Below are 13,016 nucleotides of genomic sequence, written 5' to 3'. Positions count from 1 at the left end.
TGTCAGTGAAAACTGCTCGGGTACCAAGTAAACCTGATCCGTTGTCAGTGAAAACTGCTCGGGTGCCAAGTAAACCCGCTCCGTTGTCAGTTAGAACTGCTTAGATAACGAGTAAACCCGCAGTTATCAGTTAAAAAACTCGCTCAGATACCGAAAAATCTGATTATAGTGAATATTTTCCAATGCTTATTCTATGTGTTACGATGAAATTATTGATTTTATGATGAATGGATGGGTACAATGTCCAATTTAATGAAAGGTACTGCGATATTAACAATGGGGATGTTTTTATCGAAGGTACTCGGATTAATTTATATTTTTCCGTTTTATGCAATTGTGGGCGAGGAAAATATTGCGCTCTATCAATATGCATACATTCCCTATTCGATTATGCTAGCAGTAGCCATCTCTGGTGCGCCAATTGCTGTATCTAAGTTTGTTTCTAAATACAATGCACTTGGTGATTATCAATCAGGCCGCAAGCTTATGAAATCAGGCATACTGATTATGATGATAACTGGTCTAGCCGCATTTATTGCCCTTTTTATATTAGCTACACCTATAGCGGGGCTTGTCATAAAAAGTGATGAGCAGGCTTTTACAGTCGAGCAAATTGCTTCCGTGATTCGTTGGGTTAGCTTTGCTTTAATTGTTGTCCCATTTATGAGTCTTTGGCGTGGATTTTTCCAAGGTTATGACAAAATGGAACCTACAGCAGTTTCGCAATTAGTTGAACAAATTGTTCGTATTGTTGTGTTATTAGGTGGATCGTTCCTAGTAGTAGTTGTCTTTAATGGCAAACCACAAACAGCCGTTTCCTTTGCCGTATTCGCGGCCTTTATCGGGGCTATTGGCGGGTTGATGGTACTCTATTATTATTGGAAAAAATACCAACCTGAATTTAATTTATTGCGCAGTCAAAGTGTTACATCTACCCAACTGCCAATGTCCAATATTTATAAAGAAGTTATTACGTATTCCATTCCAATGGTATTCGTAGGTGTTGCCAATCCATTATTTCAGCTAGTGGATATGTTAACGTTTAACGGTGCAATGACATCCATAGGCTTAGCAGAAGTAACCGATAAATATTTATCAATGATTAATTTCACCACACATAAAGTTGTGATTATTCCGGTTATGCTAGCTACAGGTTTTTCGATGGCACTAGTACCAACGATTACTAAGTATTTTACACAGGGTGAATATTTATCACTGCGACATGCAATGGATAAAACCTATCAAATATTAATTTTTATTACATTGCCTGCTGTAGTGGGGATTTCATTGTTAGCCAATGAAATATACTTTATGCTCTATTCTGAAAGTGAAATGGGGGCTACCATTTTAGCTCACTATGCGCCTGTTGCTATTTTATTTGCATTGTTCCAGGTAACAGCAGCTTTATTACAGGGGATTGACTTCCAGAAATGGATTGTCTTCAGCCTGTTATCAGGGATTTTTGTCAAGCTAGCAATCAACATACCTTTAATTCGATGGATTGAGGCTGATGGAGCTATTCTTGCTACAGCCATTGGCTACGGGGTTTCAATTATTATTAATATGCTAGTACTAAGAAAAGCACTGAATTACAAATCTGAGATGGTTCTTCGCCGTGTCATGCTTATCTCTCTTTTGACTCTAGCAATGGTCATCAGTGTATTGATTGTGCATAAGCTGCTAGGCTTTGTGATCGGACCAGTGGATGGAAAATTCTCTGCATTTGTTTACTCAGTTATTTGTGCTGGCGTAGGTGTTGGGGTATATGGTTATTTATCTTTACGTCTAGGCTTAGCTCAAAAATTACTCGGTGAACGACTGACAAAAATTACGAACAAACTTGGATTTAAATAGGAGGATTTATGCGTTTAGATAAATTACTAGCAAATATGGGGTATGGGTCACGCAAGGAAGTGAAGCAGCTTCTTAAGCAAAAGGCAGTAACTGTGGATGGTGCATATGTAAAGGATGCAGCATTGCATGTAGACCCTGAAAAACAAGATGTTTCCGTTTTTGGTGAACGTGTTGTTTACACAGAATTTGTATACTTTATGATGAATAAACCTCCTGGCGTTATTTCTGCAACAGAGGATGTACGAGATGAGACGGTCATTGATTTGTTAGAGCCCTTACATCAACATTTTCAGCCTTTTCCAGTTGGGCGCTTAGATAAAGATACAGAAGGGTTGCTGCTGTTAACGAATGACGGTCAGCTAGCACATAATTTATTGTCTCCCAAAAAGCACGTGCCTAAAGTTTATTATGCGCAAATAGAAGGACTTGTGACAGAGGAAGACTGCAAAAAATTTGCACAGGGCGTAGAGCTGGACGACGGTTATGTGACAAAACCAGGCAAGCTTATTATCTTAAAATCTGACCTTCAATCAGAAATAGAGCTAACCATTCAAGAAGGTAAGTTTCATCAGGTGAAGCGTATGTTTGAGTCAGTTGGTAAGCGTGTTACCTATTTAAAGCGTTTATCAATGGGAAGCCTTAAGCTAGATGACAATTTAGATTTAGGGGAATATAGAGAATTAACTACAAAAGAACTAACAGCCTTACAAAATAGGGATTAATAGAAACCTCGATGCTAATAAAAATTAGTATCGAGGTATTTTTATATACATTCTTAAACTAGTAACTGTATAATATAATGTAACTTTTAATAAATTGTTATCTAGTCTTTAGTACTAATTTCAAAAAAACTTCAGAAAATGATTTTGGAAAAATAATAGAGGATAAGTGCATGAAAAACCTAAGAATTAAATTATTAATATCTTTAATTGCCTTCGCCCTAATATTGGTTGCTGTGATTTCTTATGTAAACAGACAAATACTAGTGGCAGATATTGAACAACAAGAAGCCATGAATAGGGCGTTAATTGAAAATCATATTTTAACTGATATGCAAACTGTAGATAATGCGCATTTTTATTTTGATCAAAATCTTTCAGATAAGATGGAGCAAGCACTCCGAAAGCTCGTTACATATTATGAAGAAAATCCAAAGGTTGCAACTTGGGATCTACAGAAAATAAAAAAAGAGTATGGTATGGATGTATACATAATAGATCAATCCAATACGGTTATTTATACAACTTTTGAAAAAGATAAAGGGTTAAATTTTTCCTTATGCTGTAAGCGTTTTTCTACCTTACTAGATGAACGGCGAACGAGTGGAAAATATTATAATGATGGTATAGATATCTCGACGACTACTGGAGGATATCGGAAGTTTGGGTATTTAGGGACATCTGATAAGAAATATTTGTTAGAGCTAGGCATTGATTTACTCAATGATCCCGTCTTTCAAACCTTTAATTTTGGGAAGACTGCTGACTATTTAGTTGATAAATATACAGATTTATTAGAAGTGCAAACAATAAATGCGGGGGGAGTTTACTTTGATGATTCAAATCCCGTTAAAATTACAGTGAAGGATCAACCAGCCATATTTCAAGAACATTTTGAGTTAGCTATACAATCGATGAAGCCAACGGAATTTCAAAAGAAATATTCAAATGGCTATATTGAAAAGTATCGTTTTTTACCATATGAAGCTGAAACAATTCGTGGTGAATCTACGAAAAGGATTATATATGTAAAATACGGAAATTATACAGAATTAGAGGCACTATCTAAAAATACAAAACAGTTTTGGCTATTGCTTTGTATAGCGTTAGGAACTTCTTTCATTATGCTTATTGTTATTAACAAAATTCTTTCTAAAACTATTCATCTTGCAACATATGATCCGCTAACAAATGTCTTTAATCGAGCTACTTATATTAGAAAAATGGACAATCTATTAAGAAAACGCAAGACAAATCAGCCAGGTTTATTATTGATAGATTTGGATAATTTCAAGCAAGTGAACGATCAGTTTGGACATGGTGCTGGCGATAAAATTCTGATTGATACTGCGAGGATTTTAAAACAAGAGGTTGGAAATGATGGCTTTGTTGTGAGGTTTGGTGGGGATGAATTTGCAATCGTTTTGTATGACGCAAAGTCGGAAAATATGTGGCAGTTAGCTCATTCAATATTGGGCAAATTTCGTCACTATAAGCATGTAGACAATGTCAATATTGATCAATGGTCTGTCATCTCTGTCAGTATGGGAGGCGCCATTTGTCATCATCTAGATGAGTCAGAAAGAAGCTTGTTTGAGCGTGCGGACAAGGCATTGTATCAGTCAAAAAATGCTGGCAAAGATCAATACACGAGCTTTGAAGAAGTTGAAGAGAGTTACACTAATGTTTACTAGTATAAAAAGTGCTCCATAGCTTTTAAAATCAAGCTATAGAGCATTTTTTATGCATGGGGCTTTAGCTTAGATTTATAGAAGAGGCAACTACATAATACAAGAACAGCAATTACTACAAACAATGCGTCAATGTAATGTGTTAACAGCCAGCCACCGATAATTGGTCCAAGAAAACCTCCTAAATTTTTGAATTGCGCTGCCCCTAAATAAGTTCCCTTTTGTGTATCAGGTGCAATCTCATCAATCATGACATTCATCGTTGGGAAGGCAAAAATTTCACCAATCGTAAAGATAATCATCGCGATAATATAAAGCGTATAGTTATTGGAGAAGCCGAACAATAATAGTCCGATTGCAAAAAACAGAATGCCTACTAAAAGAGTAGCGGTGGATGAAAAACGTTCTGATACAATACTAATTGGTAATTGTAGTAATAAAACAACCGCTGCATTTAGCGAGATGAGTAACGAATAGAGTTTGGTACCATCTTCAATTTTAAGCTCAATCACTTGTGGTAATGTTGAATCGAATTGAGAATAGCCAATATTGATTAAAATAGCCCCAAAAATAAAGCTTAGTAGTACACGATTCGTTAATAATAAAGTAAAGGTTTGTAGTATTTTTGTTTGTGTTGTAGCTTTTGGCTGTTGCATTTCGTAACGATTCAGTACGAAAAATAAAAATACAGCATAAACAATATACATAATTCCTGTAAGCATAAATGGAATACTTGGGCTAGACAATTGAGCAATATAAACACCGATGATTGGACCAATAACTGCTGCTATATTAATTGCCGTATAGCGAAGCGAAAATAATCTTTTTCGTTTATCGGCAGGCGTAAAATCAATCATTAATGCTTGTGTTGAAGGTTCAAAGAAAGAACGACAAAGTCCATTCAGAGCATTGAATAATACAAAAAACCATACTTCATGAGCTGTTGCAAAGCCAAAGAACACAAGACTCCAAATAAAAATCGTCAGCAGAATGACACTTTTTCTGCCGAAACGATCAGTTAGGTAACCACCAAAAAATCCCCCAACAGTAGAGATAAGTGGAGCAATTCCAATCGTTAATCCGATTTGTAAAGGGGAGGCTTCGATTTCATTATGTAAATAGATAGCTAAAAAGGGCATTGCCATAAAGCTTGCAATACGTGTGAAAATGGTCCCGCCGAGTATAATCCAAACTAATGGATGAAACATCTTAGACAATTTCATATTAAATCCTCCTCTCAACATGTAGAATGTTTCGAGTTTAACGGATTGTTAAGCAACTGTAAATAGTCAAAATAATGAAGATGAGGATCGATGGTGAGAAACGTATGTGAAATGGAGTGCTTTCGTTTTCAGATAGTTGAGTGTAATGGGGCTTTAATTCCCCCTTCTTTTTAATAATTTCAGTAAAATGAGGAGTTTTCAATTGACTAAAAAATGATGGACAAAAAAGAATGACCCCGACGAAAGGCCATTCTTTTTCCATACTCAATGCTTTACGTACTCAACGTAAAACTAAGACGTCAATTTTACTTTTTTCTTCGTCGTTGTCCATTTGCCTCGACTTGGACTCATAACCAAATCGTTAAAGGCTAACACGTTCAAATCTCTTTGAACGGTGCGAGGAGTGATACTAAACTCTTCGACTAAATCCTGTGTAGACACGGTTCCTTTGTCTAAAATAAACATGTACACGTCTTTAATACGATTAAGCATTCGATCAGTAGTTGGTTTCATTAAATGAACCACTCCTTCATCTTAATTCTCTTGGCAAAGACTAGCGGACGACAATATGTGCGGAGTGCACTTAGGCTGATAAGTAGCTGCCTTAGACATCCCCTTTTCTATTTTTATATTCAGAACAATTATTCTGATAACTTTATTATATAGAAAAACTAGTTGATTTTCTAGTGAATGCAAGAGAAATTTACAATAAAAACAAAAAATTTATACTGTATTTTGTGGAAATACGTGAAAAACATGCTATATGTGGTAGTCTTAATAGTTAATACTGAAAATAGTTGTCAGGAAGATGATTGTTTTATATGTTGTAAAGTGTAAAATATGTTTATCTTGATTTAGCAGAACTTTACTGTAGAAAGCGTAGCGGCAGGTACAGAATGCACTCACCTTTAGAGGTGGCAGGATAAATGTGTTTTTTTCCTATTAAGCGAGCATACAAACGCTCGTAAAAATATAGGAACTCAGGCTTAAGATCTACATCCTGTGAAAACGGCTGGTAAACAACATCGTGTTGGTTAAAGTCCCCGGCGGATGTTAACGGATTTTAAAGAGGAGCTTTCAAAGGAGCTCGAAAAATCCAGACGCAATTACGCTGGGGCGTATTTGATAATTTGGAGGAGGTATATCATATGGATTGGTTACAGGCCGCAAAAGAAAGACAAGATGAATTAATACAAGATTTACAGGAGCTTGTGCAAATTAATAGTGTTCTTGATGAGGATACGATCACTTCTGAAGTACCATTTGGTGATGGTCCACTTAAAGCGCTTGAATGGTTGCTAGATAAAGGGCAGACTGAAGGGCTATTAACGAAAAATGTTGATAATTATGCTGGACATATTGAAATGGGTGCTGGGGAAGATTTATTAGGAATTTTATGTCATGTTGATGTTGTTCCTATTGGTGATGAAGCTGATTGGACATACCCACCATTTAGCGGCACCATTGCAGATGGAAAATTATATGCTCGCGGTGCGATTGATGATAAAGGTCCAACAGTAGCTGCATGGATGGCTATGAAACTTATTAAAGATGCAGGCATTCAGCTTAATAAAAGAGTACGTATGATTATCGGTACGGATGAAGAAACAGGCTTCCGCTGTGTCGACCACTACTTTAAACAAGAGGAAATGCCAACAATTGGCTTTGCACCAGATGCAGATTTCCCGCTCATTAATGCTGAAAAGGGCATTGCAGAGCTTGTGTTCTCTCATAATAAAATAGGTGATAAAACGAAAGAACAGCTACTACTATTTAATGCTGGAAAACGCCCAAATATGGTACCTGATTTTGCAGAAGCAAAGGTTCAGTTTGTTTCTCAACAGTTCGAACAGAATTTTCAAACATTTTTAAGCAAAAATCAGCTAGAAGGCACTTTATTAATGGAGGGCTCTCGCTATATAATAACTATCAAAGGTAAAGCAGCCCATGCAATGGAGCCAGAAAAAGGTGTCAATGCGGCTGTTTATCTTGCAGCATTTTTACAACAAGAATTGACGACAGAGGCAAGTAAGCAATTTGTCGGCTTTATTGCAGATGCTTTTTATCAAGATCATTATGGTCATCACTTAAATTTACAATTTGAGGATGAAATGTCCGGGAAAACGACATTAAATCCGGGCATTGTAAGCTATGATGTGGCTAAAGGCGGCAGTTTGGTAATCAGTATGCGTTACGCTGTCACATATCCATTTGATAAAAAAATTACGGCTGCACAACGCTTCACTGTGACGAAGGGATTTTCATTAGATATTCAGGATAACTCGAAACCTCACTATGTAAGTGAACATGATCCATTCATTCAAACACTAACAGAAATCTATAGACGTCAGACAGGTGATTATGAAACACCACTACTTTCTACAGGCGGCGGTACGTATGCACGTGTGATGAAAAAGGGGGTAGCATTTGGTATGTTATTCCCTGGTGAACCTGATGTAGCGCATAGAGCAGATGAGTTTGTTGTCGTTGATAACCTAGTCAGAGCAGCAGCTATTTATGCTGAAGCAATTGTTGAACTTGCAGGAAAAAAATAATTCAAATATGAAAAGGATGAGCGAAACATGGCATATTCATTATGGAATGATCAAATCGTTGAAGAAGGGTCTATTGCAGTATCACCTGAAGATAGAGGTTACCAATTTGGTGACGGAATTTATGAAGTAATCAAAGTTTATAACGGAAACATGTTCACAGCACAAGAACATATTGATCGTTTCTACGCGAGTGCCGAAAAAATTCGTCTAGTCATTCCTTATACAAAAGACGTTTTGCACAAATTATTACATGAACTTATTGAAAAAAATAATTTAGATACAGGTCATGTTTACTTCCAAATCACACGTGGTGCAATTTCTCGTAATCATATTTTCCCAGATGCAAGTGTCCCAGCCGTATTAACAGGTAATGTAAAAGTTGGTGAGCGCTCCTATGAAAATTTTGAAAAAGGAGTAAAGGCGACTTTTGTTGAGGACATTCGTTGGTTACGTTGTGATATCAAATCATTAAATTTACTTGGTGCAGTATTAGCAAAACAGGAAGCATCTGAAAAAGGCTGCTATGAAGCTATTTTACATCGTGGAGATATTGTTACCGAATGTTCATCTGCAAATGTTTATGGTATTAAAGATGGTAAACTTTACACACACCCGGCAAATAACTTTATTTTAAACGGTATTACTCGCCAAGTGATTTTAAAATGCGCTGAAGAAATTAATTTACCAGTGATTGAGGAGCCGATGACGAAGGCAGACTTATTAACAATGGATGAAATCATTGTATCATCAGTATCTTCTGAAGTTACCCCTGTTATTGATGTGGATGGCAAGCAAATTGGTGCTGGAGTTCCGGGTGAATGGACTCGTAAATTACAGCAAGCTTTTGAGGCTAAATTACCGCTTTCAATGAATGCTAAGTAAATATTTCGAGAGAACTACCCTAATTTTGGTTTATACCAAGCTATTAGGGTAGTTCTTTTATCTTGATTCAGTAAATAGAGGGTGCGGATGTATAAATGCCTAAATCAGGCCCTTAGCGTATGTCACAGATTTTGACATTGAGCTTTTCGAGTGAGCACAAAAAAACCTAGACGTAATTACGATGGGGTGAAATTGATTTCTCGTAAAATGAATAAGGGGTGGAAAAGTAATCATTTGCTGATTGAAGTTTTCTTTATAGAGCAAATTATGGATGTTTTCTCCTGAACCGTCATGTAAAATAAATAAGATAGATTAATCTATAGGAATTTATATTTGGAAAGCAAATGTCGATGTAATAAAGGCGAAGCGATAACTTCCTACATTCACAAAAGAATAGGTTAATTACATAGAGGGTAAGTAAGAATGGAGTGACCGTAAAATGGCACAATTAGTGAAATTACAGGACTATATTTCACGCTATCAAATTGATTTAGCAAGATATCCTACACAATTTGTACGTTTAAAGAAAAGCCAGTGGGAGCGTGTCAAACGACAGTGGGAGCTTGGAGAAGATATTACTGAATGGCAACATGCTGATTCTGTTGCTGAACAAGAACCCTTTGAGGAAAAAGAGCGCTTTTCTGTATTAAAAAAATTATTTGCTGGTCGTCAGAAAGAAGAAAAAGAAGATATTGAACAACTCGAAATTTCAAATGAATTAGTCAGTGATGAGGACAGTATTCCTGAAGAAGAGACAACATTAACATTTGAACCGCAAATTGTTTATGCACCACAGTCTATCCATGAACTAAAACGAATGTTTATCGATCAATTTTTCCATTTTCAGATGAAATGGGCGAGCTCAACATTACGTGAAAAATCATATGTTGACCCTCGTTTTATGCGTGACTCTTTGCTACGTAATTTATTGCAACAATTACCTGATAACTATTTACTTTTTTATTACCCAATTTTACAAATCAGAAAAGCACCTATAGAGCTTGATGTTGTACTGATGTCACCGACAGAATGTATTTGTATTACCGTATTAGAAGCGGAGAATCAGGCAGTGTATGTAGGAGGCAGTGATCGATTCTGGATTAAAAAGGTGGGAACAAAGGATTCCAAAGTCCTGAATCCAACGATTAATTTAAGTCGTATGGAGTCTGTATTAACGCAATTATTTAAGCAGGACAATATTGACATGCCAATTCGTAAGGTTGTTTTAACGCGTAATGGCTATTTTGATTATCCAGGATCACCATATGGTGTACAATTTATTGATTATCGAAATTATGGTGGATGGATGGAGCATTTAAAAAAGGTATCTTCTCCGATGAAGCATATGCAAATTCGTGCTGCCCAAACAATTTTAACTAATGTACAAACGACATCCTTTAATCGAGATATTTGGCAACAATCTTCTAAACAAGCTGAGGATTAGTGCATGCAAGTATTATTTATTGTGAATAAAGCAGCAGGTAATGGAAAAGGTAAAAAGGTTTGGCGTCAGCTTCAACGCCATTTAACCATCGACTATCAAGTTGTCTTCACAGAGTATGAAGGACATGGACAGAAACTTGCACAACTTTGGGCACAAAATACACAAACAAAAAAACTATTTGTTATTGTTGGCGGGGACGGCACAATACATGAGGTTGTAAGTGGTGTTGTACATAATGAATATATAGTTATTGGTGTAGTGCCTGCCGGGTCTGGAAATGACTTCGCGCGATACTTTACAACCTTTCAAAATGCTATACAAATTGAAGCTTATATACAGGGGAATATGTCTAGTCTTTCGATGGATGCTGGTACCATTCAGCTTGGAGAACTTCAGCATGAGATATTTGTTAATAATGCGGGTGTAGGCTTTGATGCTTTTGTTACAAAGTACATTAATAAATCTCGTTTGAAGTTTTATCTCAATAAAATAGGGCTTGGCAAGTTATCCTATGCTGCAGCCGTTGTAAAAGGCTTATTTAGCTTTGAGCGCTTTGATGTAACCATTCGTGCAAACAATCAACAATGGCAGTTCAAGCAGACATGGTTTGTTGCAATGAGTAATCATCCTTATTTTGGAGGAGGCATGAAAATTTCTCCTTGCTCCAAACCTAATGATGAGAAAATAGAGCTAACAATCGTTCATGGTATTTCACGTCTTAAGTTATTGCTTGTGTTTATTACTGTATTTTTTGGCAAGCACACTAAATTTAAAGAAATTACATTTTTACAAGGTAATGCATTTGAAATATTGCTCCAATCACAGCATATTGATTGTCATACAGATGGGAATTATATTGGTGAAATAGGACAGGGAATAAACATTCATTGTGCTGTTCAACGTGAAGCTTGGCAGGTTGTAGCAGAAGAAACGAACAATATCATTTCGCAATAATTTTATGCGAATTTTATGGTAATACGTTATACTATAAAAAATCAATAATTTTACATGAAAGAAATGAGGAAAAAAATTGAGATTAAGAAATAAGCCTTGGGCGGAGGAAATGATTACGAGTCATCCAGAGGTGATTGTTCCAAATCCTGAAGACTTTAAAGGAAAATGGCAGGCTGCTTTCGGCAACGATAATCCAATCCATATAGAGGTAGGTACTGGGAAAGGACAATTTGTTACTGGCATGGCCCTACAAAATCCTGATATTAATTATATTGGTATCGAGCTTTATGACAGTGTCATTGTATGTGCATTGGAAAAAATTTTAGAGGCTAAATCTCCAGCGAATTTACGATTATTAAAAGTAAATGGCGCAGATTTATATAAATATTTTGCAAAAAACGATGTAGATCGTGTGTATTTGAATTTCTCAGATCCTTGGCCAAAAACACGCCATGCGAAGCGACGTTTAACGCACGGGGATTTTTTGAAATTATATGAGTCGATTTTAGTGGATAATGGGGAAATCCATTTTAAAACGGACAACCGCGGTTTGTTTGAGTATTCATTAATTAGTATGTCTGAATATGGTATGTTACTAAAGTATGTATCACTCGACCTACATGCAAATATGCCTGAGGATAATGTGATGACTGAGTATGAGCAGAAATTTTCTGCTAAAGGACAGCCAATTTATCGTCTAGAATCGCAATTCATTACTAAATAGGGGGAGTATGGATGGATCAGTTACAGTTTCACAATATGTCATTATCATGGCTAAATGGGGGTGTCACTTGCCTTGATGGTGGTGCTATGTTTGGAGTCGTGCCAAAACCACTTTGGTCACGTAAATATCCTGTAAACGAAAGGAATCAAATTGAGTTACCAACCGAGCCAATTTTAATTCAATTTGAAGGGAAAAATTACCTCGTTGATACAGGTGTTGGCTTTAACAAATTAAATGAAAAGCAGCTTCGTAATTTTGGCGTTACTGAAGAATCAACTTTAGCGGATAGCCTACAGGAGCTAGGATTAACAACGGCAGATATTGATGCAATATTAATGACACATTTGCATTTTGATCATGCTGGTGGTTTAACGCAATGGGAAGATGATGTACTTGTACCAACTTTCCCGAATGCTAAAATTTTCGTGACGAAAACTGAATGGGATGAGATGCGTGAGCCAAATGTCCGTTCAAAAAATACGTATTGGAAAGAAAACTGGGAGCCTGTACAGCATTTAGTTGAAACGTATGAAGGTTCGCTGGAGGTAGTCCCTGGTATAGAAATGATTCATACTGGTGGTCATAGTGATGGACATGCCATCATTAAATTAACTCAAAACGGTGAAGTGCTGTTGCATATGGCTGATATTATGCCAACACATGCACATCAAAATCCATTATGGGTTTTAGCCTATGATGATTATCCAATGACAAGTGTTTTTGCAAAGGAACGTATTATGAAAGAAGCACTAGCAAATGGCTATGGATTTATTTTCTATCATGATGCATACTATCGTATGATTAAATGGGATGAAACAGGTAAGGAAATAGTTGATAAGCTTGAGCGCAGCAGACAAGCTGTCATTACATTCTAATGAGAAAAGGGCGTGCAAACATAAACCGTTTGCACGTTTCATGTTGTTGAAATACTATTATGTTAATGAAATCAAGGTGACAAATTAAAAAGTAT

11 protein-coding genes are annotated in these 13,016 nt (G+C 36.4%); 9 read left to right on the top strand and 2 right to left on the bottom strand.

Annotation, left to right across the window (positions count from 1 at the left end):
• The first annotated feature begins 240 nt into the window (after nucleotides 1-240).
• The 3 genes from B2R82_RS02510 to B2R82_RS02500 all read left to right on the top strand — a co-directional run bounded on the left by B2R82_RS02510 (nucleotide 241) and on the right by B2R82_RS02500 (nucleotide 4,267).
• Nucleotides 241-1,854, top strand: a complete 1,614-nt coding sequence (locus B2R82_RS02510) for a putative polysaccharide biosynthesis protein (protein ID WP_286923361.1) — start codon at nucleotides 241-243, stop codon at nucleotides 1,852-1,854.
• Between the two features lie 8 nt (nucleotides 1,855-1,862).
• On the top strand, nucleotides 1,863-2,576 hold the full coding sequence (locus B2R82_RS02505) for a pseudouridine synthase (RefSeq protein WP_286923360.1): 714 nt from the start codon (nucleotides 1,863-1,865) through the stop codon (nucleotides 2,574-2,576).
• A 170-nt stretch (nucleotides 2,577-2,746) separates the two neighbouring features.
• A complete protein-coding gene (locus B2R82_RS02500) occupies nucleotides 2,747-4,267 on the top strand; it encodes a GGDEF domain-containing protein (RefSeq protein ID WP_286923359.1) in 1,521 nt (506 codons plus the stop codon).
• 47 nt (nucleotides 4,268-4,314) lie between these two features.
• On the opposite strand, the gene B2R82_RS02495 is transcribed toward B2R82_RS02500, so the two are convergent.
• Both B2R82_RS02495 and B2R82_RS02490 read right to left on the bottom strand, forming a co-directional pair.
• Nucleotides 4,315-5,487, bottom strand: a complete 1,173-nt coding sequence (locus tag B2R82_RS02495) for an MDR family MFS transporter (RefSeq protein ID WP_286923358.1) — start codon at nucleotides 5,485-5,487, stop codon at nucleotides 4,315-4,317.
• 291 nt (nucleotides 5,488-5,778) lie between these two features.
• Complete coding sequence (locus tag B2R82_RS02490) at nucleotides 5,779-6,000, bottom strand: DeoR family transcriptional regulator (RefSeq protein WP_049667439.1); 222 nt, start codon at nucleotides 5,998-6,000, stop codon at nucleotides 5,779-5,781.
• 635 nt (nucleotides 6,001-6,635) lie between these two features.
• Between B2R82_RS02490 and pepV the strand changes: the two genes are divergently transcribed.
• The 6 genes from pepV (at nucleotide 6,636) to B2R82_RS02460 (ending at nucleotide 12,921) form a co-directional block, all read left to right on the top strand.
• Nucleotides 6,636-8,042, top strand: a complete 1,407-nt coding sequence (gene pepV, locus B2R82_RS02485; RefSeq protein ID WP_286923357.1) for a dipeptidase PepV — start codon at nucleotides 6,636-6,638, stop codon at nucleotides 8,040-8,042.
• A gap of 27 nt (nucleotides 8,043-8,069) precedes the next feature.
• A complete protein-coding gene (gene dat, locus B2R82_RS02480; RefSeq protein ID WP_286923356.1) occupies nucleotides 8,070-8,924 on the top strand; it encodes a D-amino-acid transaminase in 855 nt (284 codons plus the stop codon).
• Between the two features lie 439 nt (nucleotides 8,925-9,363).
• Nucleotides 9,364-10,368 carry a nuclease-related domain-containing protein gene (locus B2R82_RS02475; RefSeq protein ID WP_286923355.1) on the top strand — a complete coding sequence of 335 codons (1,005 nt, stop codon included), beginning with the start codon at nucleotides 9,364-9,366 and terminating at the stop codon, nucleotides 10,366-10,368.
• Nucleotides 10,369-10,371: 3 nt separating this feature from the next.
• Entirely contained in the window at nucleotides 10,372-11,322 is a 951-nt protein-coding gene (locus B2R82_RS02470) for a diacylglycerol/lipid kinase family protein (RefSeq protein ID WP_286923354.1), read from the top strand.
• A gap of 76 nt (nucleotides 11,323-11,398) precedes the next feature.
• A complete protein-coding gene (gene trmB / locus B2R82_RS02465) occupies nucleotides 11,399-12,046 on the top strand; it encodes a tRNA (guanosine(46)-N7)-methyltransferase TrmB (protein ID WP_286923353.1) in 648 nt (215 codons plus the stop codon).
• 11 nt (nucleotides 12,047-12,057) lie between these two features.
• Nucleotides 12,058-12,921 carry a YtnP family quorum-quenching lactonase gene (locus B2R82_RS02460; RefSeq protein WP_286923352.1) on the top strand — a complete coding sequence of 288 codons (864 nt, stop codon included), beginning with the start codon at nucleotides 12,058-12,060 and terminating at the stop codon, nucleotides 12,919-12,921.
• The last annotated feature ends 95 nt before the right edge of the window (nucleotides 12,922-13,016 follow it).

Origin of the sequence: Lysinibacillus sp. UBA6686, from assembly GCF_002455205.1 — a bacterium.
Taxonomy (GTDB): Bacteria; Bacillota; Bacilli; order Bacillales_A; family Planococcaceae; genus Lysinibacillus; species Lysinibacillus pakistanensis.
Note: the sequence above shows the minus strand (reverse complement) of the source record. Positions and strands in the feature narration are given on the sequence as shown.

Bases quoted from the DNA above. Each gene is read 5' to 3' on its own strand.
- dat (WP_286923356.1), top strand. From the start codon at position 8,070: ATGGCATATTCATTATGGAATGATCAAATCGTTGAAGAAGGGTCTATT.
- B2R82_RS02490 (WP_049667439.1), bottom strand. From the start codon at position 6,000: ATGAAACCAACTACTGATCGAATGCTTAATCGTATTAAAGACGTGTAC.
- B2R82_RS02495 (WP_286923358.1), bottom strand. From the start codon at position 5,487: ATGAAATTGTCTAAGATGTTTCATCCATTAGTTTGGATTATACTCGGC.
- B2R82_RS02460 (WP_286923352.1), top strand. From the start codon at position 12,058: ATGGATCAGTTACAGTTTCACAATATGTCATTATCATGGCTAAATGGG.
- B2R82_RS02510 (WP_286923361.1), top strand. From the start codon at position 241: ATGTCCAATTTAATGAAAGGTACTGCGATATTAACAATGGGGATGTTT.
- B2R82_RS02475 (WP_286923355.1), top strand. From the start codon at position 9,364: ATGGCACAATTAGTGAAATTACAGGACTATATTTCACGCTATCAAATT.
- B2R82_RS02470 (WP_286923354.1), top strand. From the start codon at position 10,372: ATGCAAGTATTATTTATTGTGAATAAAGCAGCAGGTAATGGAAAAGGT.
- B2R82_RS02505 (WP_286923360.1), top strand. From the start codon at position 1,863: ATGCGTTTAGATAAATTACTAGCAAATATGGGGTATGGGTCACGCAAG.
- B2R82_RS02500 (WP_286923359.1), top strand. From the start codon at position 2,747: ATGAAAAACCTAAGAATTAAATTATTAATATCTTTAATTGCCTTCGCC.
- pepV (WP_286923357.1), top strand. From the start codon at position 6,636: ATGGATTGGTTACAGGCCGCAAAAGAAAGACAAGATGAATTAATACAA.